Source organism: Pseudomonas sp. OIL-1 (genome assembly GCF_010669185.1).
GTDB classification, from domain to species: domain Bacteria; phylum Pseudomonadota; class Gammaproteobacteria; order Pseudomonadales; family Pseudomonadaceae; genus Halopseudomonas; species Halopseudomonas profundi.
Genome location: NZ_CP048629.1, coordinates 1,660,152 through 1,686,502, shown reverse-complemented (window position 1 = coordinate 1,686,502; position 26,351 = coordinate 1,660,152). Strand labels below are relative to the sequence as shown.

Below are 26,351 nucleotides of genomic sequence, written 5' to 3'. Positions count from 1 at the left end.
TCATGACGCACGATTCCGACGAACCCTCACGCCTGCTGAAGGACCTGGAGTCCATCCGCACGCTGCTGGATGAACATCCGGAACTGCATTCCGAGGAAGAGTTGGATCTCTCGGAACTCGACATACCGCTACTGCAGGATGTGTTTATCGAAACCGAGGACCCCGAGCCGCCTGCTGTGCCGGCCTCGCCACCCTTTGAATTGACACCCATCGCCGCCGAACAATCGACCAACCCCTACCTGCCCTACGACTCGCTTGCTCGCCTGGCCCAGGAGCGCGTGCACCTCGACAAGCTGATGGCTGAATTCATGCCACCGCCCGAAACGGCTGAAAAATCGGAAGCGACCGAGGATGCGCCTACGGGGGCGAAGGAATATCGACTGGAAGAGCGTATTCGCTCGGAAGTACAGCTGGTACTGCAGGACGTGATTGACGACATGATCCCCGCCATCGAAGCTGAACTGCGCAACCGGCTACGTGGCAAGGTCGAAGACATAGTGCGCGAGCAATTGAAGTGATTGGCTGCTTTTTCTCGCCCTGATATCTGTCAGCTCGCTCAAGCTGTTCGGCTCAATCCGGACGATTTGAGAGCTTATGCCCTTCCGCGCCACAACGCCTGACCACTACCTGCCCACCAGTGGGTGCAGCGCGTTTCCATTTGTGGCATTGAGCGTTTCAGCTCCACGCTAGTCTCTGTAGTGCGGCGCGCCTACAATGCGAACAACTCTCATTAACAATAAGTAGGTCCGTGTGAAATTATTAACTTCCTTGGCAATCCTCGCTACAGCCGTTTCCTTGTCAGCCCCGGTCAGCGCGTTCGAGATTACCCACAGCGCTGGTACGTTGACGCTCGACTCCACGCCAGAAAAGATTGTCACTTTTGATCTGGCCGCGCTCGATACGCTGGACACGCTCGACATTCCCGTCGCTGGCGTACCGCAATCGACCTATACCGGCAACCTTGAGAAATTCAACGAGACGCCAGTAGTCGGTTCGCTGTTTGAGCCCGACTATTCCAAACTGAAGGACTTGAGCCCTGAACTGATCATTGCTGGCGGGCGCTCGCAGAAAGCCATGCCCCAGCTGCAGGAGGTCGCGCCGACAATATCCTTCACCGCCGATCCATCCGACTTTCTTGCTAGTTTCAAAAGCACAAACCAGGCGCTGGCCAAGGCGTTCGACAAGGATCAACAGGCCCAAGCCGCCCTCGCCGACATCGACAACAATGTCGCGGCCCTGCGCAAAGCCAATGAAGGCAAGACCGGTGCGTTTCTGTTCACCATTCGCGGAAATGTCATGGCGCACGCCCCGGGCGATCGTTTCGGCTATGCATACGAGCTCACCGGTCTGCAGTCAGTGCTGCCGCCCATAACGCCGGACGCAACACGCCAGCCACGCCCCGAGCCTGGCACCCCGGAAGCAGAAGCCGCAGCCAAAGCGCGCGCTCAAACGATTACTACCGTTGCACAGGCCGAGCCTGACTGGCTAATCGTGCTGGACCGAGGCGCGATCAATGGTGGAGAGAAAACCGCCGCCAACACCCTGGCGCAACACCCACAGCTCAGCGAGACCGCCGCTTTTAAAGAGGGTCGTGTGTATTACGTGGATCCCAACAGCTGGTACCTGGTCGGCGGCGGCTTGACCAATCTGGAGAACATCACCGAGCGAATGCTCGACGCCATGCAGTAATTCCCCGCGCCGGCACGGCCCAGGTGCCGGCGTGTACGTTTCCCGTCTCACTCCGCCCATATCTCTCATCTCTTATTACCACTGGTTCAACGCCTGGCCGAGCATGCTTGCGCTGGAGCAGTGCATCACTGCGCCAGATAGTCGCATTTTTACCTCGCTGGTTGCCATTACCGACACCGGACTCCGCTGCGTCCCACGGAACTTGAGAACTCCAGAGAAGTGGTACAAATTCTGCTTGGCTATCTGTCGCCTGGCCGGTCGTCGAGTCTGCACTCCATGCGCGCCATGCAAACACAGGACGATTCAACGGAGGCAAGGATTGATGATAGCCGAAGCACAATTCGACAGGTCTACCCTGGGCTGCATGATCGCCCTGCGAAGACGCCTCAAACAAGCCACGGGCGTGACCGTCAGCCTGGCCGACCCGGATGCTGTTGAGCATCTGATCGACCTAAGCGTTACCTGCGAAGAGGACGATGTGAGAGAGCTTGGCGCGCGCCTGGCGGAAATGGTGGTGTACCAACAAGGCACCGAGGCGGCCACCCCAGCCAGCAGAAGCCTGATCGCGACCATGCGCGAACGGCTCAACACGCATCCGATGGAGCAACCGGGACAGACCAGGCTGACTGTCGCAGACCATGGCGCCACTGCCTCAGTCCGGATCTACCGCGGGCAAATCGTCCGTGGGTAGGCTCCCCTGAGATTGGGAACAGCTGCTGCCCAGGCGCGCCCGGCATCAAACACCTGTCCGAGCCCCCCAGCCCGGACAACCTTGTTTACAGATCAAGCAGCCTCGAAATCCAGCGGGTGAATGCCATCAAGATTGATCGTACCTCGAGCAACCGATAGATCATACATATCTTGCATCACCAGCCAGCTTTCCGGCGTCCGACCAAGCACTTTTGAGAGCCGCAACGCCATCTCAGGACTGATGCCACTATCACCTTTGAGTAACCGAGACAGCGTAGAAGGTGAAACCCCGAGATGTGAGGCCAACTGACGAGCGCTAATGCCGAAAGACTCAAGATACACCTGCTGGATAAATTCGCCCGGATGTGGCGGATTATGCATAACCATTAGTGATAGTCCTCATAGTCAAGTACGTAGGCGTTGCCGTCGCGAAACTCGAACGTCACCCGCCAATTTCCATTTACCCATATCGACCAACGTCCCTTTTCCTTGCCCTTCATGAATGGAGCCTGAATCCTGGAATGTCCATATCATCCACCGATGTTGCAGTATCAAGAGCGGCAAGCTGCATACGAAGCGTTTTGACGTGATCAGCCTGTATCCCAGCTGTGCTGCCAGTCGAATAGAACCGTTTCAGTCCCTTGTGACGGAATGATTTAATCATTGAGCGATGCTAGCGTGTTGCGCACCACGCAACAACGGACTCGGGTACAAGAATGCAAACGGTCCTACAGCCTCTGGCTCGCGCGGCCCCTAACCCTCCCCCGCAGCAAACGCCTCCGCAATTGTCGGCGGTGCCGTGGGCCGGGAATACATAGTCTTCAGATAAGCGCTGAGCCTGGGTGCGCTGTCGAGCATCTTCTCTTCGTTGGCCCAATCCAGTGTATAGGCGGCGTTAAAGTCGGCCACGGTAAGCCGGTCGGCGACGATGAATTCACGCTCCGCCATATGCCGCTCCAGCACCGCCAGCATTTCCAGGCACTCCTCCCGAGCTATCTCCACATCCCCGGGCGTACGCCTCTCCTCCGGATAGATGAACGTTTGACGGGTGATGCGCCACAACGGCTGCTCGATTTCGGTTACCAGGAAGAAAATCCATCGATACATCTGGGCCCTGTCTTCCAGCGCTTGCGGAATAAAACCGGCCTCCGGATATTTTTCCGCCAGATAGAGCTGTATGGCAGACGATTCGGTCAGCACCAGGCTGCCGTCAACCAACACAGGGACCTTGGCGGCAGGGTTGAGCGCCAGAAAGTCCGGTTGTAATTGCTCACCTTTCATCAGGTCAATCGGATGCGACTCGTATTCCAGACCCAGCTCATTGAGTAACCAGGTAACGCGCAGCAGGCGGGTCGGGGGTGTACCGTATAGTTTGATCATCTGAAGCTCCCATCACTTTGCAAATCAGTTTTTGTTGCTCCTGATCTGGTCGAATGGGACATCACAAAATCGACACGCTCAACAAAGGATTTGGCCTCGCAGGGTCACGCGGCCGACCCTCTAGTTAAACCGATCCGCGCGGAACGGCGTCATATCGATCGCCGGCGCTTCGCCATCCATCATCTGCGCCAGCAGCTCTCCGGTTGCTGGGCCCAGGGTAAAACCCTGATGACCATGCCCGAAGGCCAGCCATAGCCCTTGTTTGCCAGGCGCCGGGCCAATCACCGGTTTCATGTCCGGCATGCAGGGACGTGCGCCCTTCCAGGGTTCGGCGTCGCGCCTTTTGCCTAGCGGGAACAGCTCACGCGCGGCCCGCTCAGCGGCTGCCAGCTGTCGGTACTGCGGAGGCGAATCCAGATCCGCCAGCTCGGCCCCTGTTGTCAGGCGAATCCCGGCGCGCATCGGCTCAAGCAAAAAGCCCTTCTCTGCATCCATTACCCAATGGTTGAGGCTGGCGCCTTTCTCCGTGGAGTAATGCATGTGGTAGCCGCGTTTAACGAACAGCGGCACATGGACACCGATATCCGAGAGTACCTTGCCTGACCAGGGCCCCATGGCAATCACAACCTGCTCTGCCTCGACGGTCTCTTCGCTGGTCACGACGCGCCAGCCGGCGCTTTCCTGGCAAATCTCCTCGACACTGGCCTGCACCAGTCGACCGCCCTGCGCCTCGAAACTGCGCGCATAGGCCTGCACCAGCCCGCCCGGGTCCGATACCATCCAGGGCTGGGTCCAGTGGATGGCACCCATCAATCCCTTCCCCAGATGCGGCTCCATGGCATACAGCGCGGCGGCATCCAGCAGGTCAAACTTCACCCCGAAACGTCCCTGATCGATACGCGCTTTCTCGAGTCGCTCATTGAGCGCTCTTTGCGTGCGGTACAGCTCCAGCCAGCCGCCCTTGCGAACCAGTTCGCCGGCTCCGGCGGCTTCGATCATCGGCTCGTGGGCATCCTGGCAACGCATGATCAACGAGGCCCATTCAGTGATGATGCGCTCGTAGCGCGCCCCGCCGGAGTTGATCCAGTATTGAAACAGGGGGCCGGCGGCATGCAGCATGCCGAATGGTCGATAGCGGATATCCACCTCGTGGTTGGGCAGAACACGCAGCAGCGTATTGAAATCCCGAGGGAACGCATAAGGTCTCACCGCTTCGCGCTGGATGATGCCGGCGTTGCCAAAGGAGGTCTCCCGGCCCGGCTCACGACGGTCCACCAGCGTCACGCAATGCCCACGACGCACCAGATGCCAGGCTACGGAAACGCCAACCATGCCGGCGCCAAGAACGATGATATTGCGTGACATAAGCCTCTCTCCGCCGTGCAGGGGAACCAGTTCAACGGGACTACCATCCCAGTGAGTCTAGCAAGGCTTTACTGCATGCCGCCTGACCGATATCAAATCCTGGCCCTTCGTGAAAGCAACAGTGGCCAATGCCTGATTGAGCGACCCATGATGCTGACCTACCATGACTCCAACTGAATGACGGGAGTTACTGTGTCTCAAACCTGGACGGATCGTTTTCTGTCACGACGCATGCTGTTCTGGTCGTTGCTGTATGCCGTTCTATGGTGGCTGCTTGCGGGGGGCAAAGGCTGGTATATCGGCGCCCCCTGCGTCTTGGGCGCAGCCCTGTTGTCATGCTGGCTCGGCAGCGCGGCCTGGACCCTCCGCCTGCGCGCCGCGCCGGGTTTTGTACTGTTTTTCCTCCGCGCGCTGCTGGCCGGCGGTTGGGATGTCGCGCTCCGCGCGCTGCGACCGCGCATGCCGCTTGATCCGGCCTGGGTCAATTATCCTCTCAAGGCACGCGGGCCGCGTTCGCGCCTGCTGCTCGCCGCAGCCGTCAGCTTGTTGCCCGGCACCCTGGCCGGTGTAATAGAAGCGGACCGGCTGACCTTGCATGTGCTTGATCATAAGCAGCCATGGCTGGAAAGTGTGGCGCGCCTGGAGCAACAGTTGATGCGGCTGCTCGGCGAGGGCCCGGCATGATCCTTTTGGCTGTCATCCTGTTGCTGAGCATCCTCGCCGGCCTCTGGCGTGTGTTCCATGGTCCGACCCGAGCCGATCGCCTGCTGGCTGTCCAGCTGTTCGGCACTACGGGCGCTGCGCTGTTGATGCTGATGGCTCACTGGCAAGCCCAGCCGGCATTGCTGGATGCGGCGCTGGTACTCGCCTTGCTGGCAGCGGTGGTGACCGCCGCGCTGGTGCAGTTCCTGCGGAGGCCGAATGGAGATGACTGATGCGCTCCACTGGCTAAGCGGCATTGCACTGGCGCTGGGAGGATTCTTCTTCGTCGCCGGCACGCTGGGATTGTTGCGCTTCCCTGATATCTACAGCCGGCTACATGCCGTGACCAAAGCCGATACGCTGGGCCTCGGTCTGGTCGCGCTCGGCCTGGGTCTGCGTGCTGACAGCTGGCATGCAATCGGCGTGATGTTCGCCATCTGGCTGCTGGTGATGGCGTCGAGCACTACCGCCTGCCAACTGCTCGCGCGCTACCAGCGCGGCCAGGATCAGATTACTGAGCATGAGGATGACGATGCCCTCCGTTGAGCTAGTGTTCGACATCACCCTGAGCCTGCTACTGCTCATCCTCGCCGGCATCGCCTTGCACGTCCGCCATCTGTATACCGGTGTGGTCATGTTCATCGCCTTCGGCCTGTTGCTGGCAATCACCTGGGCCCGGCTTGGCGCGCCGGACCTGGCATTGGCCGAGGCGGCCATCGGGGCGGGATTGACGGGCGTGCTGTTGCTGGCCGCTCTGGCACGTATCGGACCGGAGTCAACGCCACGTCCTGCGCCCGGCCACGAGCTGACTGCCGGACTGCTCGGCGCTCTCGTATTGATACTGCTGATCCGTGCCGTGCTGCCCCTGGAACACGGACCGCAATTTCTGCCCGGCCTGGTCGAGACCCATCTCGACGCCAGCGGCGTCAGCCATCCGGTGACAGCGGTGCTGCTCAACTTCCGCGCCTGGGACACCCTGCTGGAACTGGTTGTTCTGCTATTGGCGGTGCTCGGCGTGCGCCAACTGCGGCCCGCCGGTTACAAGCAGGCGCAAGCATGGACGTTGCTGCGCGCCTGGAGTCGTATCCTAGCGCCGCTGAGCGTGATCATCGGGGGCTATTTGCTCTGGCGCGGCAGCCATGCACCCGGCGGCGCCTTTCAGGCCGGCGCCCTGCTGGCGGCGGGTATTGTGCTGCTGCGCCTCGCCGGTCTGCTGCCGCTCTTGCGCTGGGATCACTGGCCGGTGCGCGCGTTGGTGCTGATGGGCGTCGCGGTGTTCCTCTGCCTTGCCGCGGCCAGCGCCTGGCTCGGCAGTGGCTGGCTGACTTACCCTGCGCAGTGGTCCGGCAAGTTGATTTTGCTGGTCGAAGTCGCGGCAACGTTGTCGATTGCCGCCAGCCTGAGCCTGCTGGTTATCGGCGAGCGGGAGGAGCTGGGCAATGAGCACTAGCCTGATCTTCCTGTGCCTGGGCATCGTGCTCTGGTTAATGGGGCTGCACGGGCTGCTCCGCTTGCGCCATAGTATCCGCCGGATCATGGCGATCAACATCATGGGCAGCGGCACCTTCATGGTGATGGTCGCCCTGGCCAGTCGCAGCGAACAGAGCGATCCGGTACTGCACGCGCTGGTCGTGACGGGACTGGTAGTCGCCGTAAGCGCTACCGCCTTCGCCCTGCGTCTGACCGCGGCAATCGCCACCAACAAACACTCCCGACCGGGCACGCCGGAGCCGCGCGAATGAGTCTGGCATTGGCAAGCCTGCTGATTCCGCTGGCCACGGCGCTGCTGTTGCTTTTTCTGCGCTCACGGGCGGGTGCCTGGGTGATTGTTGCCAGCCTGCTCAGCCTGATTGCTGCCGGACTGGCGTTGTCCGAGGTGGTCACCCATGGCACCCGGACGCTGGCTATCGGCGGCTGGGACGCGCCACTGGGCATCCGCTTCGAGCTGAATACACTGAGCGCCCTGCTGTTGACCTTCACCGCGCTGGTTCATCTGCTGGTCGCCGTATATGCCGAGCGCAGCCGCCACAGTCAGACCCGTGACACCGATTACTGGCCGTTGTCATGCCTGCTGCATGCCAGCCTTGCGGCGCTGTGGCTGTCACGTGATCTATTCAACTGGTACGTAACGCTGGAGCTGCTCGGTCTGGTGGCAGTCGCCATGATCGTCATTGCGGGGCCAAAGGCGCATGGCCCGGCGCTGCGCTATCTGCTGTTGTCCCTGGCCGCCTCGCTCTGTTATCTGCTTGGCGTCGCCCTGCTCTACGGCCGTTACGGCGTGCTCGACATCGAGTTGCTGGCGGCAATGACCGAGGTCAATCACACGACGCGTATGGCGCTGCTATTGATGACCCTGGGCCTGATGCTCAAGGCTGCGCTCTGGCCGCTGCACCTGTGGTTGCCTGCCGCCCATGCCAGTGCACCAACGGCGGTGAGCGCGCTGCTGTCGGCGCTGGTGGTCAAGGGTCCGCTATTCATCCTCTGGCTGCTGTGGAGCCGCATCGCACCGGTCGAACTGGCGCAACCGGCGGGCCTGCTGTTTGCACTGGCGGGCATCGTCGCGCTATTGGCGGGCGGCTGGGCGGCGCTGCGTACGCCCTTTCTGAAAACCCTGGTGGCCTATTCGACCGTCGCTCAGCTGGGTTACGCGTTGTTGGCTCTGGGGTTGCTGCTGCACTGGCAGCGCAGCGAACTGTCAGCGGCGCTGTGGCTATTCGTGCTGGCCCACGGCCTGGCCAAAGTGTCGATATTCCTCGCCGCCGGAGAAATGCAGGCCACCCTTGGCAGTAAACGGGTGTCTGCTCTAAAGGGCGCCACCCAGACCATGCCAATCGCCATGTTCGCCTTTGCGGTAGCCGGCGGCAGCCTGATCGGTCTACCGCCCAGCGGCGGCTTCGTCGCCAAATGGGTGCTGCTGCAACCATTGTTGGCGGAGCCCGCCCACTGGCCCTGGGCACTGGGCGTCTTGCTGGGGACTTTCGCCAGCGCTGCCTATGTTTTCCGGGTTGTGGCCCTGGCCTTCGATCGCGCCGATCCGAATCCACCCGACTACAACCCTGACGCCTTTGCGCAATGGCTGGCGCTGTTACCGGCACTGGTCGTCTGGGGCATGGCGCTATACAGCGAGCCACTGATCCTCTGGCTGACGGAGGTCGGTCCATGATCATTGACTGGTCCAGCCTGCTGCCAGTATTCATCGTGCTCAGCTCGCTGGTACCGGGCCTGTTGATATTCGCTCTGCGCGAAGACCAGAACAGATTGCGCGTGCTGCTCAATATGACTGGGGTGCTGCTCAAGCTCGCGCTGGTCGGGCTGATGCTCTGGGGCGTCGATCGCGGCATGGAATTCCGCTTCGCCGTACCCTTTCTGCCGGGCGGCGGCCTGGTCTTGCAGGGCGACGCACTGTCGCTGCAGTTCGTCAGCCTGTCCTCGGTACTCTGGCTGGCCACGACCATCTATGCCATCGGCTACCTCGAAGACTCGCCGCTGCGCTCACGGTTCTTCGGCTACTTCAGCCTGTGTGTCAGCGCCACTGTCGGCCTGGCGCTGGCTGGCAACCTGGTGACCTTTCTGTTGTTCTACGAATTGCTCACCCTGACCACCTTCCCGCTGGTCGTTCACCGCGGCACGCCCCAGGCATTGCGGGCCGGACGCGTCTATCTGACCTATACCCTGGGCGGCGGCGCCCTGCTGCTGATGGGCGTGGCTCTGCTGCACAGCCTGACCGGCAGCCCTGAATTCGTTCCCGGCGGCTATTTGCAGCCCTTGCTGGACGAACACCGCAGCAGCCTCATCCTGGCCTTCGCCTTGATGATTGGCGGCCTCGGCGTCAAGGCAGCGCTAGTGCCGCTGCATGGCTGGCTGCCCCAGGCGATGGTCGCCCCCGCACCGGTCAGTGCCCTGCTGCACGCGGTGGCCGTGGTCAAGGCCGGTGCCTTCGGCATCGTGCGGGTGGTGTATGACGTCTACGGCGTGGAACCGGTGCAGGCGCTGGGGCTGAATGTACCGCTACTCGCGCTGGCAGCGGCGACCATCCTTTACGGTTCGATCAAGGCGCTGCAACAGCAGGAGCTGAAAAAACGCCTGGCCTACTCAACGGTCAGCCAGGTGTCGTACATCATCCTGGGCGTCGCGTTGATGGGACCAATGGCCGCCGTCGGTGCCCTGGCACATCTGGTCCACCAGGGCCTGATGAAGGTGACACTGTTCTATTGCGCCGGTAATTTTGCCGAGACCCTGGGCATACACCACATCCGGGAGCTGGACGGCGTAGGTCGGCGCATGCCGCTGACCATGGCCGCCTTCACCCTTGGCGCGCTGGGCATGATCGGCGTACCCCCTACCGCCGGGTTTATCAGCAAGTGGTATCTCGGCCTGGGCGCGCTGGAAGTTGGCTGGGACGGCGTGTTGCTGGTACTGGTCATATCCGGCCTGCTGAATGCAGCCTATTTTCTGCCGCTGATCTACCGCGGCTGGTTTGGCCGCCCTCCAGCCGAATGGCCGGACGAACGCCCGCTTGGCACCGGACGGCCCGGCCTGGGCGAGACGCACTGGATGCTGCTGGTACCGGTGTTGTTCACTGCGCTGCTGGCATTGCTCGCCGGCATATTGGCCGGCACCGGCTTCAGTCCGCTGGCCTGGAGTGAGCTGATCATCAACCGGGAGTTCGGCCTGTGAGCCCGCTGTGGTGGTTACTGATCCCCGGCGTGCCGCTGATGGCGTTGCTGCTGGTATGGCGCTGTCCGCGCGACGCCGGCGGCTGGCTCTGGTTGAGCTGTTTGCCGGCGGTGCTGTTCAGCCTGTGGCCACCGCAGGCGCTGGCAATCCCGGCTCTCTGGCCCGGCGCCGAATGGGCGCTGGATGATCAGCTCGGTCGCGCCTGGCTCGGGTTCACTGCCCTACTGTGGGCCTGCTCCACTCGGTTCGCCGTGGCCGACCTGAAGGACGACAACCGCCGACAACGATTCTGGATCTTCTGGCTGCTGTCGCTGACCGGCAACCTGCTGCTCGTCATTGCTCAGGATGCGGGCAGCTTCTATGTCGGCTTTACCCTGATGAGCCTGTCCGCCTACGGTCTGGTCGTTCATTTGCGAGGCCCTGCGCCACGCCAGGCAGGCAGACTCTATCTGCAACTGGCGGTGCTTGGCGAGATGCTGCTCTACGCCGGCATATTGCTGCGCATTCACGAAGCCGGCGGCGCATTGGACCTGAGCGCCTGGAACACCGCGCCGACCAGCCCTCTGACCGCCACGCTATTGCTGGTCGGCTTCGGCATCAAGGCCGGCTTCTGGCCCCTGCACGTCTGGTTGCCGCTGGCTCACCCTGCGGCTCCGGCAGCAGCCAGTGCAGTGCTCTCGGGTGCGATGCTCAAGGCAGGCATACTCGGACTGTGGCGGTTCCTGCCGACTGAAGATCCGCTACTGCAAGGCTGGGCAACCGCTCTGCTGGCACTCGGCGCATTCAGCGCGTTTTTTGGCGTGCTGCTCGGATTGCTGCAGACACGGACCAAATCCGTGCTGGCCTATTCCTCGGTCAGCCAGATGGGCTATCTGCTGGTCATCCTCGCGCTGGCCTGGAAGCAGCCTGAATACCGAACGGCCGCCGCCACCTTGTTGGCTATTTACGGCGTACACCATGGCCTGGCCAAGGGCGCGCTGTTCATGGGCGCCGGGCTCAGTGCCCATAATCGGCTCGGCCCGGTGCATTGGCTACTGATGATTGTGCCCGCGCTGGCCCTGGCCGGATTGCCGCTGACCAGCGGCGCGGCGGTCAAGGCGCTGCTCAAGGATGGCGTCGATGCCAGCGCCGTGGCGGACTGGATGCCCCTGCTCACTGCCGGCTCGCTCGGCACCACGCTGCTGGTACTGCGCGCCCTGTGGCTGATGCGCGTGAGTCAGCGGCAGAGTGAATCGCTACCCGCTGCGCCCGCTGGCCAGGTGATTCCCTGGGCGCTGCTATGCCTGATGCCGGTCACCCTGCCCTGGCTGTGGCCGCCACTGCGCCAGGCGATGCTGGATAGCCTGCCGCTGTACGCCATCTGGGCGTCGCTATGGCCAGTGCTGGCAGCCGCAGCCGTCGCCGCTTTCGTAATGAAAATGGATTGGAAAATCCCTCCGGCACTGACCCACCTGCCCAACCCGGCACTGATCGCGTCACTTCGCCTGAAACGCCTGCTACAACGCCCGCCCCTGCCGCGCACCGAGCCCCATGTGGACAGTGAACGCTGGCGTCGCTATGAACGCCAGTGGAATCGCCTCTGGCAACCCGGCACCGTCGCCCTCAGCGCCTGGATCATCGGACTGCTGTTAATGCTTGGCTGGTTTGGCTGAGTTCACGTAATGGTTTGAATTGCTTCAAGGAAGAAAGGGACGCAGGCCGCTGATGGGACCCTGGACGACCCGATCCGATGGGCGTTATGCGCTAACGAAACTTGCGTACATAAGCGTCTCGAACATTGGCAGATATGAAACCGCTGAGCCCTTTCCCCGCCCGCGCCAGACGATGCATCGTTGCAATGGCAGACGCTCCAGCGCTTTGATCGGTGTACTCGTAGTTCCAACCGTTGTTGAATTGCACAACGATGGCGCCTGGTGAGAGTTCGTAGGCAAGCACACCTGAATCTGCACTCAGATTTTTGTAGCGGTCCATTGGCGTCTCCCAGATGCGATGATCCGTGCCGGCAAGTGCGGGCACTATGACGGTGATTGCCCGCTGTTTACAAGCCTTCAGGATGCCCCGCCCTGGTTAAGTAAAGCAACGCGAAATAGCCAATCGACCAGTCGCTATATATGCCTCGCTTATCTGGCTTACTAGAACGACATTCGCGTCTACCTTGATTGAGGCGTTCTGAAACTACGCAACAAGGACTGTCCTTGCCTTCTGTCCTCATAAAAATAATATTCAGGAGAAGCTCGATGTATAGCCACATACCGGGTAACGCCCGTCCCGTGTCACCGCAACGCAATTTGCTGGTTACAGCCATTTCCCTGGCTGCCTGTTCGTTATTACTAACCGGTTGTCTGGACGGCAGCAGCAGTAGCTCGTCGGACGAGCCAAACGAACCAAAAGAACCAAGCGAGCGCGCCCAGTTGACTCTCGCTAATGGTGAAATTATCGGCCGTACCACCGACGATACATTGATCTGGCACGGCGTTCCCTACGCCCAACCGCCGGTCGACGCGCTACGCTGGCGGGCTCCGCAGCCGCCGCAAGACTGGAGTGGTACGCGGGATGCCCGTGAGCGCGGCCCTGAATGCGTGCAGGCGGAAACCACCACTCAATGGCAGCGCACATCACAGATGGTCGGCGAGGAGGACTGTCTGACTGTCGACATTTATCGCCCCAACCGCAGCGGTTTCCAGGATGAAGCATTGCCTGTTTACGTCTGGATCCACGGTGGCTCAAACAATTTCGGAACCGCCAAACAGTATGACGGCAGCGTCCTGGCCAACCATTCGGACGTTATCGTTGTGGTTGTGCAATACCGGCTTGGTCCGTTGGGCTGGTTCTTCCATCCCGACGTGCAGACCGGCGGTTCCGACCCCCTTTCCGACTCTGGCAACTTCGGCACACTGGATACCATTCGAGCACTGGAATGGGTGCAGGCAAATATCGCCGATTTCGGTGGCGATCCGGATAACGTCACCATCACTGGCGAATCCGCTGGTGGACACAACGTACTGAACCTGATGACCTCACCGGAGGCAGCCGGGCTCTTTCACCGAGCCATGGCACAGAGCGGATCAATGAATACCCGCAGCCCCGCCGCAGCACGCACCTCAGCCAATGCGCATATCGAGTGGCTTATTCGCCTGCGGGAAGACCGCAAGACCCCGGACGCCCCTATCACCGCCGAGCAGGCCGGGCAAATGCGCGAAGATATGGAGGCCGCCGGCACGCTGGGTGACTACGTGCGCGCGGCCGAAGGCAGGGATCTATATCAGGCTGTCGTCAACTACAGTTCACTCAGTGCCTATGGCGCCATCGAAGACGGCACGGTGATCCCCGCCGGCGGCTGGATACCGCGCTTTACCAGTGGCGATTTCAACAATGTGCCGCTGATCCTGGGCGCCAACGAGTACGAGCAGAAGTCGTTCATGCCACTCTACGGCGCCGCCGTAAAAAGCGCGTTGCCTGACGTCCCCTCGCCACCGGACAAAACCTGGCTGGACCTGCTGGATGTTGCGTTCGAAGGAACTCAGACTCTGGATGAGGTACTGCCTACCCAGAAGGACAAGGATACCTATGAAATCACCGGGTATCACGGCGGGCGCGCCTGGCGGGCTAAATACGTAGACGAGCTGGCCCGCCTGATCAGCCAGCATCAGCCAGCTACCTACGCCTATGACTTCCGCTGGGGCACCCAGTCCGGTCCCGAGCCCTTCAACTTCATCTATGGCGCAGGGCATGCGGCGGACATCTCGTTCTTCTTCGGTACGGGCGAAGGCCTGTTCGAGTTGCCCTTTACCGAGCAGAACGAACCCGGCCGCGTAGCCTTGCAGAAAACCATGATGAACTACCTGGCGGACTTTGCCCGAAACGGCGATCCCAACGGCAGCCAGAGCGAAGCACAACCTGAATGGAACCGCTGGACGCCTGCCGCCGAGAACAAGATCATCGTGTTTGATGCAACCAATACAGAAGCCGAGGTCAGGATGTCGACCGAAGAGCTAACCCTGGCGGGCGTGAATGCCGCCTGGAATGCCGCTCTGCTGGATGCCGGTTTGACGCCCACTGCAGCAGGCACACTGCCGGTCATCTTTGGTCAATCCGCGAATTATTCCACCCCCTAATTACCCGTGGCGAGAGCGGAGCTTCCCCGGCTATGTAAGAACAGCTCGGGAAGCTCTCTTGCGGGCCTAATACAACGAAGCCCAATATCAGCCATTCATTAAACGCTTTGCGGACTAAATCGCTGCCACAACAGAAACATCGGCTCGGCGAGAAACATCACCAGAAACAGCCGCAGCACCTGCAAAGCGGTAACCAGTGCCACGGACAGTTGCAGTGCTTCGGCGGTCAGGCACAGCTCGGTGATCCCTCCCGGCATCATGCCCAGCATCAGGCTAATGTCATCGACCTCGGCAAACCAGCTGAGTACTTCCGCACCAAGCGCCGCTACAAGCATCGCCATCAGGGTAAAGAGTACAACTCTGAGCATGAAGGCTGGCGCACTGCGGAAGAACTTGCGATCGAAATGGCAGCCCAGCGCGCAGCCGATCAGCCACTGACCGAGCTCACCACCGCCTGGCGGCAAGGCGATGTCCAGATCAAAGCCTACGCTTGCGACGCCACAGGCGGTCAGCGGGCCAAGCATCCAGGGGTTGGGCTGGCCGAACCGGCGCCAGATCATTGCCAACCCGGCGCCCAGGGGCATCAACAGCGCCAGCCAGCCCCAGTGGGTGCTGGCTGGTTCCGGTGCGGGGGTTTCCGGCAAGGCAAAGGTAAACAGTGCTGGGATGATCAGTACCACCATCAACAGCCGCAGGCTGTGGGCGGCGGCGACCTTGGCCGGCTCGGCTTGATGCCGCAGGGCAAGGACGACCATTTCACTGGCGCCGCCGGGCAGGCTGGCGAAGTAGGCAGTGGCGCGGTCCACGCCGCTGCGCCGAAGCACGCCAATGCCGATCACACAGAGCATTACGGTGATGCAGGCACCGAGAACGATAACCCACCAATGACCGAGGATCTGTTCGAATACCGGGGCGGTGAAATGCAGGCCAATAGCGCTGGCGACAATCCACTGCCCGGTCTGACGACCGCCGGGCAGTTCTACCAGCATCCACCCGCTGCAGCGCACCAGAATGACCGCGAGTAACGAGCCGATCATCCAGGGTAGCGGCCAGTCAGCCAGACTGGCCAGCCAGCCGCCAATCAAGCCAACCAGGGGCGTGGACCAGAGCCGCGCCTGGCCCAGCCATGCTGCGTTATGCGGCATCCGGCAAGGGCAATGCGCGACGGCCGCGGTATGCGCGCCAGAACGGCAGGGCAACCATGAATGCCACCAGTACCCAGAGACCCAGCGTGATCGGGCTGTTCCACAGAATACCCAGGTCACCATCAGAGATGGACAGTGCGCGACGCAGGTTGCTTTCCATCATCCCGCCCAGGATGAAGCCCAGCAGCAGTGCCGAGAGCGGAAAGTCCAGCTTGCGCAGAATGTAGCCGAACACGCCGATGGCAATCATCAGGAACAGATCGAAGGTTGTGGCATGCACCGCATACACACCGATCGAGGTGATGATGGCGATCGCCGGCACCAGCGTCCAGTTCGGCACCGAGAGGATGCGGGTAAACACGTTGATCATCGGAATGTTCATGACGATCAGGATAACGTTAGCCACAAACAGCGAGGCAATCAGACCCCAGACGATTTCCGGCTGGTTCTGGAACAACAGCGGCCCGGGGGTGATGTTGTACAGCGTCAACGCGCCAAGCATCACCGCCGTAGTGCCGGAGCCGGGAATACCCAGCGTCAGCATCGGCACCATGGAACCGCAGGCCGAGGCACTGTTGGCGGTTTCCGGGGCGGCCAGGCCGCGCAGATCACCGTCGCCAAAGCGGCCGCTGGCACCGGCCATGCGCTTCTCCGACATATAAGCCACAGCGCTGGCCAGGGTCGCACCAGCACCGGGCAAAATGCCGAAAATGAAGCCAAGCAGCCCGCTGCGAATGTTGGTGCCGAAGACCGAGGCGCCTTCCTTGAAGTTGAACAGCATGCGCCCGCTGGCGCGGACTGCCGTCTGGCCATGGTGGGTGCGCTCCAGGAGCATGAGGATCTCACTGATGCTGAACAGGCCCAGGACCAGCACGACAAACTGGATGCCGTCGGACAATCCCAGGCTACCGAAGGTAAAGCGATACACGCCGCTGTTGGCGTCAATACCCACGCACGAGAGCATCAGCCCCATCAGCACCGCTACCGCCGTCTTCACCGGCTTGTCGCCAGCCATACCGGCCAGGCAGACAATCGCAAAAACCATCAGCATGAAATACTCGGCCGGGCCGAAGGACACCGCCCAGCCGGCCAGCAATGGCGCGAAGGCGACCACCCCGACGGTGGCAATCATGCCGCCAATAAAGGAGCTCCAGGCCGAGATGGACAGGGCAATGCCGCCCTTGCCCTGGCGGGCCAGCGGGTAACCGTCGAGCGTGGTCATTACTGCTGACGCTTCACCGGGAATGTTCAGCAGAATCGAGGAAATGCGTCCGCCGTACTCACAACCCAGATAAACCGAGGCGAGCAGAATCAGCGCGGTTTCCGGCGGCAGGCCCAGGGCGAAGGCGACCGGAATCAGCAGTGCGACGCCGTTGATCGGGCCCAGCCCCGGCAGCAGGCCGACGATAGTGCCGATTGTGGTGCCCGCCAGCGCGGTCACCAGATTGTTCGGGCTCAGCGCAACGCCGAAACCCTGTCCCAGATATTGCAGCGTATCCATGATCAGTTCTCCAGTACGGCCAGCACACCCATGGGCAGCGGCACGTCAAGAATGCGGTCAAACAGAAAGTACAGGCCGATGCCCAGTACCACGGCGAGGATTGCGCTGGGCAGCCAGCGGCCCCCGAACAAGCGCGCCATACCGAAGCCAAACAGTGTCGCGGTGACGATGAAACCGACCCGCTCAAACAACGCAGCCAGCGCCAGCATCAACGCCAGACAGATAAGGGTTTTGCGCAGCATTGCCGGGACTATCCTGGGTTCAGCCTCATCGCCGGTTTCCAGGCGTGGCTTGCAGACCAGTAACAGCGCGCCGGCACCAAGCAGAACAAGCAGCATCAACGGGTAGGCCCTTGGTCCAACAGGTTCGTAGGAATAGGGCGCGTGATAACCCCAGGCGGTCAGGCCAAGGCCGACGCAGGCAAATAGCAGGCACGCCGCAAACAGGCGGTGATACAACATGATGGAGTCCTCGCGGGTACAGGCCGGGGCGTTGCGCCACCGGCCGTCAGGGTCGGATTACTGAATGAAGCTAACGGGTTGCATAGCGCTCGGGTTATTGCGTCAGCCCAAACTCGGAAGCCAGTTGCTTGTAATCGGCGACCTGTTGCTTGACGTAGGTATCCAGCTCGTCCCCGGTCATGGAGAAGGGAAAGAGCTCGCGCTGTTCGCGCAAGGTGGCGTAATCCTCGGAAGCGAGAATCTCTTCGAAGGTGCCTTTCCACCAGGCATAGTCTTCATCGCTGACGTCCGGACCCATATAGAAACCGCGAATCACCGGCCAGCTGACATCGTAGCCCTGCTCTTTGGCAGTGGGGATATCGGCAACCGAATCACCCGGCAGGCGCTCATCGGACAGCACCGCGAGGATGCGGATGCCACCGCTTTCAATGTGCGGTATGGAGTCGGAGATATCCGTGCTGGCAACGTGGATGTGACCGCCCAGCAATGAGGTGGCCAGCTCACCACCCCCTTCCATGGCGACATAACGCAGTTTGCGTGGATCAATGCCGGCAGTGCGCGCAACCAGCGCTGTCTGCATCCAGTCCTGGCTGCCAACGGTGCCGCCGGAGCCAATCACGACCTTGGAGGGGTCTTTCTTGATTGCTGCAATCAGATCATCCAGGGTTTTCAACTCGGAATCGGCGCGCACGGCGATGGCGCCGTAGCTGGAACCAACCGCCGCCAGCCATTTCACGGCGTTCTCATCAAAGCGGCCAAACTTGCCCTGGGCCAGATTGAGCAGCGAGCCGCTGGAAAACGCGGTAATGGTGCCGCCTTCCGAAGCGCGCTGGGCGACCACCGCGTTATAGGCTACAGCGCCAATACCGCCGGGCATGTAGGTCACCCGCATCGGACGGCTGATCTTCTCGCTATCCAGCAGCGCGCTCTGCGCCAGTTTGCAGGTCAGGTCGAAACCGCCGCCGGGCGAAGCCGGAGCAATGCACTCGGGCCGGCTTGGCTCGTCGGCCAGTGTGTAGGTGGCAATGCCAAGGCAGGCAATGGCCAGCAAGGATGAACACAGAGCTGATTTCATGGGTGGTTCCTCTTGTTTCTTATTTTAGGCGATATCGCCGCAGTGATTCGCAGGACTGCTGCTTACCAGATTGGCAGGCTGTAGCTGACAATCAGACGGTTCTCATCCACATCACGGGCATAGCTGGAACGATAAGACGCGTTGCGCCAGCGCAGACCCAGGTTCTCCAGCGGTCCGTGCTGAATGACATATTGCAGTTCGGTATCGCGTTCCCAGTCCGAGCCTTCACCACCGGCGACCAGTTCAGCTTGATCGCCCTTGGTGTAACGGCTCATAAAGCTCAAGCCGGGCAGGCCCTGATCGGCAAAGTTGTAGTCATAACGGACTTGCGCTGAACGCTGACCGGCTTCGGCAAAGTCGTTGATCTGCACGAAGTTGGCCAGGTAGGGATTGCTGCCGTCGATATACGGGAAGGCGTTGTCCCCGCGCATTTTCTGCAGATTGAAACCGAAGCGATGGCCGTTGATGGCATAGCTGAACAGACCCTGCCAGGCCTGGTTATCGATATCGCCAGCCTGGGCGGCGCCCTGCTCCTCGGAAACGGACACGCGCAGCTCAGACTTCAGGCTGCCCTCGCCCAGTGCCAACCGGTGGGTCAAGCCAATAAAATGTTGGCGGTAGATATCATCCAGTTGTGCCAGATGATAACTGCCCGCCAGGCTGGGTATGAACGTGTAGTCCAACCCAACCCAATCAAAATGGTCTGCCTCGAACGAGCCGCCGAAACGCTGGTTCTTGTTGTTCGAGGTGATGTCCTGGGCGTCAGTGGAGTTGCGGTCCTTGGCCTTGGTCAGGCGGCCAAGGCTGATGCTCAGGTCGTCGAATTCATTGATCGTCGCCATGCCGCCTTCGAAGGTCTGCGGCAGAATGCGGCTGGTGTTCGGGTTCAGCGTCGGTAGCTTGGGCAGCAGACTGCCGACCCGTAGTTGCGACTCGGAAATGCGCGCTTTGGCGGTCAGATTCAGTTGGCTGTATTCGTCGGCGGCGCGGCCGTCATCATGGGTGGGCAGCAGGCCGGTGCCGGTGCGATCCGGGCTGGAATCAAGCTTCAGGCCAAGCATCGCCTCTGCGTCCAGGCCAAAACCGACGGTGCCTGGGGTGAAGCCGGAGTTGACGTGCAGAATAAAACCCTGGGCCCACTCCTCGCGCTTGGATTGGCCATCGCCTTCGCGGAAGTCACGGTTGAAGTAGATATTACTGGTGCTCAGCTCGGCGCTGCTGTCTTCGACAAAACCCTCGGCCTGGGCGAAAGGCGCCAGCAACAGCGTGCCAGTGGCGAGGCCAGTAGCGAGCAGCGGGCAAGAGAAATGGCGGCGCCGACACGTAGGTACAGTCATACGGATACTCCGTTATTTTTTTTGTGTTTGTGGCGGTTGGTGCGTGATCGTCGAGCGATGCTAGTGCGTCAACCTTTCAGCAACCTTTCATGCTTTCCGCCGGCAGTCGCGCGATGGCGGCCGCTGACCGGCGGTGTACACTGAACCCAACGGAACTTTTGCAAGAGAGAGCGGCAGTGCGAATCCTGCTAGTAGAAGACGACTCTGAACTGGCTGACAGCCTGGCTCGCGCACTCAAGAGCGCGGGTTGGACGGTAGATAGCCTGCACGACGGCGTGGCCGCCGACCTGGCCCTGCGCAGCGAGGATTACGCCCTGGCGATCCTGGATGTGGGCCTGCCCCGCCAGGATGGATTCGAGGTGCTACGCAAACTGCGCGAGCGCGGCCAGACGCTGGCGGTATTGATGCTCACTGCACGTAGCGAAGTAGCCGACCGGGTGCGTGGGCTGAATCTGGGCGCCGATGATTATCTCGCCAAACCCTTTGAGCTGAGCGAGCTGGAAGCCCGCGTTAATGCGCTGCTGCGCCGCAGCCTGATGGGCGGTGAACGCCAGCAGCAGTGTGGCGACCTGATTTATGACCTGAACGATCGACGCTTCAGCCTCTCTGGGCAGTCGCTACCACTGCCCTCACGCGAGCAGGCCGTGCTGGAAAACCTGATCGCCCGTCCCGGTCGGCTGATGAGCAAGGAACAGCTGGCTGGCAAGGTATTCGGGCTGGATCAGGACGCCAACCCCGAGGCGATTGAAATCTACATCTCACGCCTGCGCCGCAAGCTGGAAGGCAGCGGCGTGCGCATCGTCACCTTCCGCGGGCTGGGCTATCTGCTGGAAACCCAGGAATGAAAGCTGCTGGCAGCCTGCGTGGCCGCCTACTACTGCGGTTGGCGCTGGTGCTCTCGTTGCTGCTGGTGCTGGGCAGCACGGCCTCCTACCTCAATGCGCGTCGCGCCGCCGATACCGCCTACGACCGCTCGTTGCTCTCCTCCGCCCGCACCATTGCCGAACGTTTGTACAACGATGCAGGCGAGCTCTCGGTGGAAGTGCCCTATATAGCGCTCGACAACTTCGCCTACGACATCACCGGTCGCCTCTACTACCAGGTGCTCGACATGCAGGGTCGCTCGATATCCGGCTACGAAGATCTGCCAGCGGCCGACGACAGTATCGCCATGACGGACGACTACCCGGCGCTGGCACGCTTCTATGATGACGAATACCGCAACGTGGGTGTGCGACTGGTCAGCCTGTTGCAGCCGATCAGCGGCGCCAGCACCCAGGGCATGGCAGAGATCCGCGTAGCGGAAACGCTGGAGGCCCGCGAGCGCATGGCGCGCGACCTGCTGCGCCAGTCGCTAACCAACCTGAGTGTGCTGGCAGCCAGCTCGCTACTGCTGGCCTGGTTGGCCATTACCGCAGCGTTGCGCCCGTTGCAGCGCTTGCGCAACGAGGTGGCCGAGCGACGCAGCGATGATCTGCGGCCGATCAGCACCGGCGGCCTGCAACGGGAGGTCGTGCCGTTGGTCGAGGCAATCAATCACTTTACTGGCCGACTGAAGGAGAACTTCGAGCGGCAGCGCGATTTCATTGCCGAGGCCTCGCATGAGTTGCGCACACCACTGGCGGCGCTCAAGGCACGTATTGAATTGGGGCTGCGCAGCGAGCGCTCGGCGGACTGGCACCAGGCCTTGCACGAGGCGCAGCACAGCACTGATCGCACCATTCAGCTGGCCAACCGGCTGCTGTCAATGGCGCGTATCGAGCGCGGTGCGCGGGCTGTGGCAGAAGGCAGCGCCGAGCAGGTGCCGATGGCACCACTAGTGCAGGAGCTGGCCATGGCCATGGCACCTTTGGCGCACAGCCAGGCAGTGGCGCTGGCGCTGGAAGTAGAAGCCGAATTTGCGGTCTGGGGCGAGCCGACATTGCTGCAGGAACTGCTCGGCAATCTGATCGACAATGCCCTGCAGCATACGCCGCCAGGTGGCCAGATCATCCTGCGGTTGCGCGCCGGTCAACTGCTGGAAGTGGAAGACAGCGGCCCCGGCATTCCGCCGGAAGAGCGTGCTCGGGTATTCGAGCGTTTTTACCATCAGAGCAGTGCCGGCAGCGGGCTGGGCTTGTCGATCGTTGGCGAGATAGTGCGCGCCCATCGCGCCGAAATCAGCCTGCACGAGGCCAGCACAGGCGGCTTGTTGGTGCGGATCAGCTTTGCCAGCTGAGCCGCACCGAGCCCAGTTTCAGTTCAGCTAGCAACAAAAGCAGGCGCGCGCCGCGCGCGGTCAGCTGTTCTCCAGTCCCTCAAATTCATGTCAGGTTCATGAAAGCTTCATTCCTTACACTCCGCGCCCAGCTTCAAACACCTAAAAAGAAGAGGAGGTAACGGCATGCTGACCCTGATCGGCCTGTTGACCATCGGCAGCCTGGTAGTTTTGCTACTGGTTGGGCGTATGTCCCCTGTCCTGCCACTGATAGTAGTTCCGCTGTTGGGCGCACTTTTTGCAGGCTTCGGGCCGGAGGCCATATCAGGCTTCTATACCGAAGGCCTGGAACGGGTCATATCCATCGCCACCATGTTCGTGTTTGCCATCAGTTTTTTCGGCGTGCTGCAGGACACCGGGCTGTTTCGTCCCATTATCAATGCAATGGTGAAGGTCACACGGGGCAACGTGATAGCCGTGACCGTGGCCACGGCTGTCATCGGCATGCTGGCTCATCTGGACGGCGCGGGCGCGACCACCTTTCTGCTTACCGTGCCGGCACTGTTGCCGCTGTACAAAGAGCTGCGTATGAGCCCGTACCTGATGTTGCTATTACTGGCATTGGGCGCCGGCATTCTGAATATGGTGCCCTGGGCAGGACCGCTTGGGCGAGCTTCAGCAGTGACAGGCATCGACGTCACCGAGCTGTGGCACGGCCTGATTCCGGTGCAGATCTTTGGTGCGGGTCTATTGGTGGCGATGGCCGTATTTCTCGGTTGGCGGGAACAACGCCGCATCGCGAACGCTGTCGTCAGCATCGAGCCGGACGAGACAGTAAGCACCTTTGAAGGACTGCAGACCCTGTCCAAGGAAGAACTGGCATTGCAGCGCCCCAAACGTATCTGGATCAACGCCGGGCTATTGCTACTGGTAATCGTGGCACTGTTCTCCGGCGTACTCCCCGCTGGCTACGTCTTTATGATTGGCCTATCGGCGGCGCTGTTAATCAACTATCCGGGCGGCAAGGCGCAAATGGCCCGCATGGCCGCACACGCGCCCTCGGCCTTGAGCATGGGCATGATCATTCTGGCCGCGGGTTCGATGCTCGGGATATTCACTGGCACGGGCATGCTCTCGTCCATTGCCCAGGATCTGGTGCGCGTGTTACCGGAGTCGATGGTACCGATGCTGCATATTGTTCTGGGTCTGTTTGGCTTGCCCATGGAGCTGGTACTGAGCACCGACGCCTATTACTTCGGCCTGCTGCCAGTCACTCTGGAAGTTGTCGGCAGTCACGGCGTGGCACCTGCCGAAGTGGTCTATGCGCTGATCATCGGCAATATCATCGGCACCTTCATCAGCCCCTTCTCCCCAGCGCTCTGGTTAGCCCTGGGCCTGGCGGGACTGGACCTGGGACGACACATCCGCTACTCGCTGTGGTTGATGTGGGGCTTCTCGCTGGTGCTGTTTATGGTGGCTGGGGGTATGGGATTGTTTTAGCGCTGCGCCCAGGGACGGGGCATAGCCTGATTTTTACGAAAAAGGCATCTGTACCGATTCGTTCGACTGGCGCGAATCGGCCTCAGCCGAACTCAGTCCGGCCCTGCGATGTATCCCGGTAACGCGCTGGCGTCACGCCCTGCCAGCGCCGGAAGGCGCGCACAAATGCGCCCTCGTCAGAAAAGCCCAACTGCTCTGCGATCTGCGCGACCCGCTGTTCTCCGCGCAGCGCGCGGCAGGCCATCTGCTGCAGTACACTTTCGCGCAAGCTCTTGAACGACAGTCCCTCCTGCGCGAGGCGGCGATTGAGATGTCGGCCGCTTAACTCCAGTTCGGCTGCGACGCGTTCCTTGCCCCAACGCGGGTTTTGCCGAACCAGGCGCTGCACCTCCGCCGTCAGGCTGTGCTGGCCGAGCGTAGCCAGAGTCTGATCGGCCAGTTGGCGCAGGTGTTCGCGCAGGGAACTGTTGGCCTGGATGAGCGGGAGATTGAGCTGCGGCTCGGCAAATCCCAGGCTGTTGTGCGCCGCGTCAAAATGCAGCGGACACTCGATCAATTGCGCATAGTCATCCAGCCCGGTCAGTGGCGCATGGCTGAGCCAGAGGCCAGCGGCACGGAAGCGCCCGCCGGTGGCCCAGCGCGTGAGGTTCAGCTGGCTGGCAAGCACCGCTTCGACCCGCTCGGCCTGGCGTACGGAATAGTCCGGCTGATAATCGATAAATACTTGCTCGCCGGCGTGGCGCACACTGAACTCACCGCCGTCGCCGATCACCGGGGCGTATTCAACCAACTCGTCCAGCGCCTCGCCAAGCGTGTCGGAGGTCACCAGCAGCATCCCGGCACTGTCCAGATGACCGATCTGCATTTCCAGCCCCAGACGCAAGCCGGCCAGAGGGTCGGCGCTGGCGGCGCAAAAGGCTTCCCACAGCGCGTCCTGCCGCGTCAGCGGTACGCGCTGATCCGGGCGCAGTTCTGCCAGCAATTCCGCCGGTAGCGCCAGGCCCTGACGTTCGGCCGCTTGCACTATCGCCTGACTGTATAGCGGCGTGACGCTGTGTTCGGAAATGTCGCCCATGGCCTGAATTGCCGGTCCTTTGTCCTGTTTGGTGCGATACGCCGTGCAGCGCATCCCTTAGACTGGCAAGCATAACAACAAAGACTTCCGAGGTAGCATCCATGTATGCCGTGATTGGCGCGGGTCCGATGGGCCTGGCCGCAGCCCGTAACCTTCAGAAACTCGGCATCTCCTTTACCGGATTCGACCTGCACAGCGATGTCGGCGGTTTGTGGGACATTGATAACCCGCACAGCACCATGTACGAGACCGCGCATCTCATCTCATCCAAGCGCATGACGGAGTTCAAGGAATTCCCGATGGCGGATGACGTCGCGCCCTATCCGCACCACAGCGCGCTGAAGGCTTATTTCCGGGATTTCGCCAGCCGTTTTGATCTGCGCCGCCACTATGAATTCAGTACCCGGGTGCTCAGCGTCGAACCCGCCGGCGCGCAATGGGAAGTGACCACCGAGCGTGACGGCCAGCAACAATCGCGCCTGTTCGATGGCGTACTGATCGCCAACGGCACTCTGCATAAGCCGAACATGCCGGCGCTGCCCGGCGATTTCAGCGGTGAGCTGATGCATTCCTGTGATTACCGCACGCCCGATGTGTTCAAGGGCAAGCGGGTGCTGATTGTCGGCTGCGGCAATTCCGGCGCCGACATCGCGGTGGATGCGGTTCACCACGCGCAGTCGGTGGATATCAGTTTGCGCCGCGGCTATTACTTCGTACCCAAGTTCATCAAGGGCCGCCCGGTCGACACCCTGGGCGGTAAGGTCAAGCTGCCGCGTGCACTCAAGCAACGCGTCGATGGCGCGATGATCCGCATGGTCATAGGCAAGCCCTCGGACTACGGCCTGCCCGATCCGGACTATCGACTGTATGAATCCCACCCGGTGATCAACTCGCTGATCCTGCATCACCTTGGCCACGGTGATATCCACGCGCGACGCGATATCAGCAAGGTCAGCGGCAAACAGGTCAGCTTCGCCGGCGGCGTGAGCAAGGAATACGGCCTGATCCTTATGTCCACCGGCTACCTGCTGGATTATCCCTTCATCGAGCGCCGGCATTTGAACTGGCCCGCCAGCCAGGACGCACCGCAGCTGTACATGAACGTGTTCCACCCCGAGCACGACAACCTGTTCATGATGGGCATGATCGAGGCCGCGGGACTGGGCTGGGAGGGTCGCAACCAGCAGGCGCGACTGGTGGCGCTGTATATCCGCCAGCGCCAGCAGAACGCGGAGCCTGCCAAGGCGTTCAACAAGATCAAGCGCGAGCGCGCCGGCGTGACGCTCGATGGCGGCTACGATTACATCAAGCTGCCGCGCATGGCCTATTACGTGAACAAGGATGAATACCTGAAGACGCTGGCCGAGCACATTACCGCTTTGCAGAGCGGGCTCAGCGTCGACGATGCCAAGCCGGTGCCCGCAGCGTGAGCGGCGCGCTGC

The 26,351-nt window shown here is 61.3% G+C and carries 26 protein-coding genes and 1 pseudogene; 16 read left to right on the top strand and 11 right to left on the bottom strand.

The genetic code is table 11. The annotated features are described in order from the left end of the window. Window positions 1-2: 2 nt before the first annotated feature. The 3 genes from G3M63_RS07910 (at window position 3) to G3M63_RS07900 (ending at window position 2,380) form a co-directional block, all read left to right on the top strand. Window positions 3-518: a hypothetical protein gene (locus tag G3M63_RS07910; RefSeq protein ID WP_163982487.1), complete on the top strand. Its 516-nt coding sequence runs from the start codon at window positions 3-5 to the stop codon at window positions 516-518. A gap of 232 nt (window positions 519-750) precedes the next feature. Then, the gene (locus tag G3M63_RS07905) at window positions 751-1,689 is read left to right on the top strand and encodes a siderophore ABC transporter substrate-binding protein (RefSeq protein WP_218573668.1); all 939 of its coding nucleotides are present in this window, start codon (window positions 751-753) and stop codon (window positions 1,687-1,689) included. Window positions 1,690-2,011: 322 nt separating this feature from the next. Continuing rightward, window positions 2,012-2,380, top strand: a complete 369-nt coding sequence (locus G3M63_RS07900; RefSeq protein WP_150301264.1) for a hypothetical protein — start codon at window positions 2,012-2,014, stop codon at window positions 2,378-2,380. Between the two features lie 92 nt (window positions 2,381-2,472). Here the strand turns inward: G3M63_RS07900 and G3M63_RS07895 are convergent, their stop codons facing one another. From G3M63_RS07895 to G3M63_RS07880, 4 genes and pseudogenes are all read right to left on the bottom strand, one after another. Further along, window positions 2,473-2,766, bottom strand: a complete 294-nt coding sequence (locus G3M63_RS07895) for a HigA family addiction module antitoxin (protein WP_150301265.1) — start codon at window positions 2,764-2,766, stop codon at window positions 2,473-2,475. Further along, window positions 2,766-3,043 (bottom strand): annotated as a pseudogene (locus tag G3M63_RS07890) (type II toxin-antitoxin system RelE/ParE family toxin). Before G3M63_RS07890 ends, G3M63_RS07895 begins: the two are co-directional and overlap by 1 nt. A gap of 89 nt (window positions 3,044-3,132) precedes the next feature. Continuing rightward, a complete protein-coding gene (locus G3M63_RS07885; protein WP_163982485.1) occupies window positions 3,133-3,759 on the bottom strand; it encodes a glutathione S-transferase family protein in 627 nt (208 codons plus the stop codon). Between the two features lie 120 nt (window positions 3,760-3,879). Continuing rightward, entirely contained in the window at window positions 3,880-5,124 is a 1,245-nt protein-coding gene (locus G3M63_RS07880) for an FAD-binding oxidoreductase (RefSeq protein WP_163982483.1), read from the bottom strand. A gap of 192 nt (window positions 5,125-5,316) precedes the next feature. Between G3M63_RS07880 and G3M63_RS07875 the strand changes: the two genes are divergently transcribed. The 8 genes from G3M63_RS07875 to G3M63_RS07840 are packed head-to-tail and all read left to right on the top strand — an operon-like array spanning window position 5,317 to window position 12,155. Further along, window positions 5,317-5,808 carry a Na+/H+ antiporter subunit E gene (locus G3M63_RS07875; RefSeq protein ID WP_256669981.1) on the top strand — a complete coding sequence of 164 codons (492 nt, stop codon included), beginning with the start codon at window positions 5,317-5,319 and terminating at the stop codon, window positions 5,806-5,808. Then, the gene (locus G3M63_RS07870; RefSeq protein ID WP_163982480.1) at window positions 5,805-6,059 is read left to right on the top strand and encodes a monovalent cation/H+ antiporter complex subunit F; all 255 of its coding nucleotides are present in this window, start codon (window positions 5,805-5,807) and stop codon (window positions 6,057-6,059) included. Before G3M63_RS07875 ends, G3M63_RS07870 begins: the two co-directional genes overlap by 4 nt. Next, window positions 6,046-6,372, top strand: coding sequence for a cation:proton antiporter (locus tag G3M63_RS07865; RefSeq protein ID WP_371923557.1), 327 nt, complete (start codon window positions 6,046-6,048; stop codon window positions 6,370-6,372). The genes G3M63_RS07870 and G3M63_RS07865 overlap by 14 nt, the downstream gene beginning before the upstream one ends. Further along, window positions 6,353-7,276, top strand: coding sequence for a hydrogenase subunit MbhD domain-containing protein (locus tag G3M63_RS07860; RefSeq protein WP_256669980.1), 924 nt, complete (start codon window positions 6,353-6,355; stop codon window positions 7,274-7,276). Before G3M63_RS07865 ends, G3M63_RS07860 begins: the two co-directional genes overlap by 20 nt. Next, a complete protein-coding gene (locus G3M63_RS07855; protein ID WP_150301271.1) occupies window positions 7,266-7,568 on the top strand; it encodes an NADH-quinone oxidoreductase subunit K in 303 nt (100 codons plus the stop codon). The genes G3M63_RS07860 and G3M63_RS07855 overlap by 11 nt, the downstream gene beginning before the upstream one ends. Further along, the gene (locus tag G3M63_RS07850; protein ID WP_163982478.1) at window positions 7,565-8,989 is read left to right on the top strand and encodes a complex I subunit 5 family protein; all 1,425 of its coding nucleotides are present in this window, start codon (window positions 7,565-7,567) and stop codon (window positions 8,987-8,989) included. Before G3M63_RS07855 ends, G3M63_RS07850 begins: the two co-directional genes overlap by 4 nt. Before the next feature lie 2 nt (window positions 8,990-8,991). Beyond that, on the top strand, window positions 8,992-10,503 hold the full coding sequence (locus G3M63_RS07845; protein WP_163984215.1) for a complex I subunit 5 family protein: 1,512 nt from the start codon (window positions 8,992-8,994) through the stop codon (window positions 10,501-10,503). Next, complete coding sequence (locus G3M63_RS07840; protein ID WP_163982476.1) at window positions 10,500-12,155, top strand: complex I subunit 5 family protein; 1,656 nt, start codon at window positions 10,500-10,502, stop codon at window positions 12,153-12,155. The genes G3M63_RS07845 and G3M63_RS07840 overlap by 4 nt, the downstream gene beginning before the upstream one ends. A 91-nt stretch (window positions 12,156-12,246) precedes the next feature. Here G3M63_RS07840 and G3M63_RS07835 read toward each other — a convergent pair whose 3' ends face one another. Further along, on the bottom strand, window positions 12,247-12,474 hold the full coding sequence (locus G3M63_RS07835) for a hypothetical protein (RefSeq protein WP_163982474.1): 228 nt from the start codon (window positions 12,472-12,474) through the stop codon (window positions 12,247-12,249). A gap of 266 nt (window positions 12,475-12,740) precedes the next feature. On the opposite strand from G3M63_RS07835, the gene G3M63_RS07830 reads away from it, so the two are divergent. After that, a complete protein-coding gene (locus G3M63_RS07830) occupies window positions 12,741-14,618 on the top strand; it encodes a carboxylesterase/lipase family protein (protein ID WP_163982472.1) in 1,878 nt (625 codons plus the stop codon). Between the two features lie 98 nt (window positions 14,619-14,716). Here the strand turns inward: G3M63_RS07830 and G3M63_RS07825 are convergent, their stop codons facing one another. From G3M63_RS07825 to G3M63_RS07805, 5 genes are all read right to left on the bottom strand, one after another. Continuing rightward, window positions 14,717-15,763, bottom strand: a complete 1,047-nt coding sequence (locus tag G3M63_RS07825; RefSeq protein WP_150301276.1) for an AbrB family transcriptional regulator — start codon at window positions 15,761-15,763, stop codon at window positions 14,717-14,719. Further along, a complete protein-coding gene (locus G3M63_RS07820) occupies window positions 15,753-17,264 on the bottom strand; it encodes a tripartite tricarboxylate transporter permease (protein WP_150301277.1) in 1,512 nt (503 codons plus the stop codon). Before G3M63_RS07820 ends, G3M63_RS07825 begins: the two co-directional genes overlap by 11 nt. A 2-nt stretch (window positions 17,265-17,266) precedes the next feature. After that, the gene (locus G3M63_RS07815) at window positions 17,267-17,725 is read right to left on the bottom strand and encodes a tripartite tricarboxylate transporter TctB family protein (RefSeq protein ID WP_163982470.1); all 459 of its coding nucleotides are present in this window, start codon (window positions 17,723-17,725) and stop codon (window positions 17,267-17,269) included. Between the two features lie 94 nt (window positions 17,726-17,819). Further along, entirely contained in the window at window positions 17,820-18,800 is a 981-nt protein-coding gene (locus G3M63_RS07810) for a tripartite tricarboxylate transporter substrate binding protein (protein WP_150301279.1), read from the bottom strand. 62 nt (window positions 18,801-18,862) lie between these two features. After that, window positions 18,863-20,137: an OprD family porin gene (locus tag G3M63_RS07805; RefSeq protein ID WP_150301280.1), complete on the bottom strand. Its 1,275-nt coding sequence runs from the start codon at window positions 20,135-20,137 to the stop codon at window positions 18,863-18,865. 176 nt (window positions 20,138-20,313) lie between these two features. On the opposite strand from G3M63_RS07805, the gene G3M63_RS07800 reads away from it, so the two are divergent. The 3 genes from G3M63_RS07800 (at window position 20,314) to G3M63_RS07790 (ending at window position 23,834) form a co-directional block, all read left to right on the top strand. Then, entirely contained in the window at window positions 20,314-20,982 is a 669-nt protein-coding gene (locus tag G3M63_RS07800) for a response regulator (RefSeq protein ID WP_150301281.1), read from the top strand. After that, window positions 20,979-22,355: a sensor histidine kinase gene (locus G3M63_RS07795; RefSeq protein WP_163982469.1), complete on the top strand. Its 1,377-nt coding sequence runs from the start codon at window positions 20,979-20,981 to the stop codon at window positions 22,353-22,355. Before G3M63_RS07800 ends, G3M63_RS07795 begins: the two co-directional genes overlap by 4 nt. Before the next feature lie 165 nt (window positions 22,356-22,520). Beyond that, window positions 22,521-23,834, top strand: coding sequence for a CitMHS family transporter (locus G3M63_RS07790; protein ID WP_163982467.1), 1,314 nt, complete (start codon window positions 22,521-22,523; stop codon window positions 23,832-23,834). Window positions 23,835-23,916: 82 nt separating this feature from the next. Here the strand turns inward: G3M63_RS07790 and G3M63_RS07785 are convergent, their stop codons facing one another. Continuing rightward, complete coding sequence (locus G3M63_RS07785) at window positions 23,917-24,909, bottom strand: AraC family transcriptional regulator (RefSeq protein WP_163982465.1); 993 nt, start codon at window positions 24,907-24,909, stop codon at window positions 23,917-23,919. Window positions 24,910-25,010: 101 nt separating this feature from the next. Between G3M63_RS07785 and G3M63_RS07780 the strand changes: the two genes are divergently transcribed. Next, the gene (locus tag G3M63_RS07780; protein WP_163982463.1) at window positions 25,011-26,339 is read left to right on the top strand and encodes an NAD(P)/FAD-dependent oxidoreductase; all 1,329 of its coding nucleotides are present in this window, start codon (window positions 25,011-25,013) and stop codon (window positions 26,337-26,339) included. Window positions 26,340-26,351: the final 12 nt, after the last annotated feature.

Coding starts and splice junctions, on each gene's coding strand:
- G3M63_RS07895 (WP_150301265.1), bottom strand. CDS start 2,766: ATGGTTATGCATAATCCGCCACATCCGGGCGAATTTATCCAGCAGGTG.
- G3M63_RS07790 (WP_163982467.1), top strand. CDS start 22,521: ATGCTGACCCTGATCGGCCTGTTGACCATCGGCAGCCTGGTAGTTTTG.
- G3M63_RS07900 (WP_150301264.1), top strand. CDS start 2,012: ATGATAGCCGAAGCACAATTCGACAGGTCTACCCTGGGCTGCATGATC.
- G3M63_RS07805 (WP_150301280.1), bottom strand. CDS start 20,137: ATGACTGTACCTACGTGTCGGCGCCGCCATTTCTCTTGCCCGCTGCTC.
- G3M63_RS07835 (WP_163982474.1), bottom strand. CDS start 12,474: ATGGACCGCTACAAAAATCTGAGTGCAGATTCAGGTGTGCTTGCCTAC.
- G3M63_RS07820 (WP_150301277.1), bottom strand. CDS start 17,264: ATGGATACGCTGCAATATCTGGGACAGGGTTTCGGCGTTGCGCTGAGC.
- G3M63_RS07825 (WP_150301276.1), bottom strand. CDS start 15,763: ATGCCGCATAACGCAGCATGGCTGGGCCAGGCGCGGCTCTGGTCCACG.
- G3M63_RS07910 (WP_163982487.1), top strand. CDS start 3: ATGACGCACGATTCCGACGAACCCTCACGCCTGCTGAAGGACCTGGAG.
- G3M63_RS07830 (WP_163982472.1), top strand. CDS start 12,741: ATGTATAGCCACATACCGGGTAACGCCCGTCCCGTGTCACCGCAACGC.
- G3M63_RS07855 (WP_150301271.1), top strand. CDS start 7,266: ATGAGCACTAGCCTGATCTTCCTGTGCCTGGGCATCGTGCTCTGGTTA.
- G3M63_RS07810 (WP_150301279.1), bottom strand. CDS start 18,800: ATGAAATCAGCTCTGTGTTCATCCTTGCTGGCCATTGCCTGCCTTGGC.
- G3M63_RS07850 (WP_163982478.1), top strand. CDS start 7,565: ATGAGTCTGGCATTGGCAAGCCTGCTGATTCCGCTGGCCACGGCGCTG.
- G3M63_RS07795 (WP_163982469.1), top strand. CDS start 20,979: ATGAAAGCTGCTGGCAGCCTGCGTGGCCGCCTACTACTGCGGTTGGCG.
- G3M63_RS07780 (WP_163982463.1), top strand. CDS start 25,011: ATGTATGCCGTGATTGGCGCGGGTCCGATGGGCCTGGCCGCAGCCCGT.
- G3M63_RS07880 (WP_163982483.1), bottom strand. CDS start 5,124: ATGTCACGCAATATCATCGTTCTTGGCGCCGGCATGGTTGGCGTTTCC.
- G3M63_RS07885 (WP_163982485.1), bottom strand. CDS start 3,759: ATGATCAAACTATACGGTACACCCCCGACCCGCCTGCTGCGCGTTACC.
- G3M63_RS07870 (WP_163982480.1), top strand. CDS start 5,805: ATGATCCTTTTGGCTGTCATCCTGTTGCTGAGCATCCTCGCCGGCCTC.
- G3M63_RS07860 (WP_256669980.1), top strand. CDS start 6,353: ATGACGATGCCCTCCGTTGAGCTAGTGTTCGACATCACCCTGAGCCTG.
- G3M63_RS07785 (WP_163982465.1), bottom strand. CDS start 24,909: ATGGGCGACATTTCCGAACACAGCGTCACGCCGCTATACAGTCAGGCG.
- G3M63_RS07815 (WP_163982470.1), bottom strand. CDS start 17,725: ATGTTGTATCACCGCCTGTTTGCGGCGTGCCTGCTATTTGCCTGCGTC.
- G3M63_RS07865 (WP_371923557.1), top strand. CDS start 6,046: ATGGAGATGACTGATGCGCTCCACTGGCTAAGCGGCATTGCACTGGCG.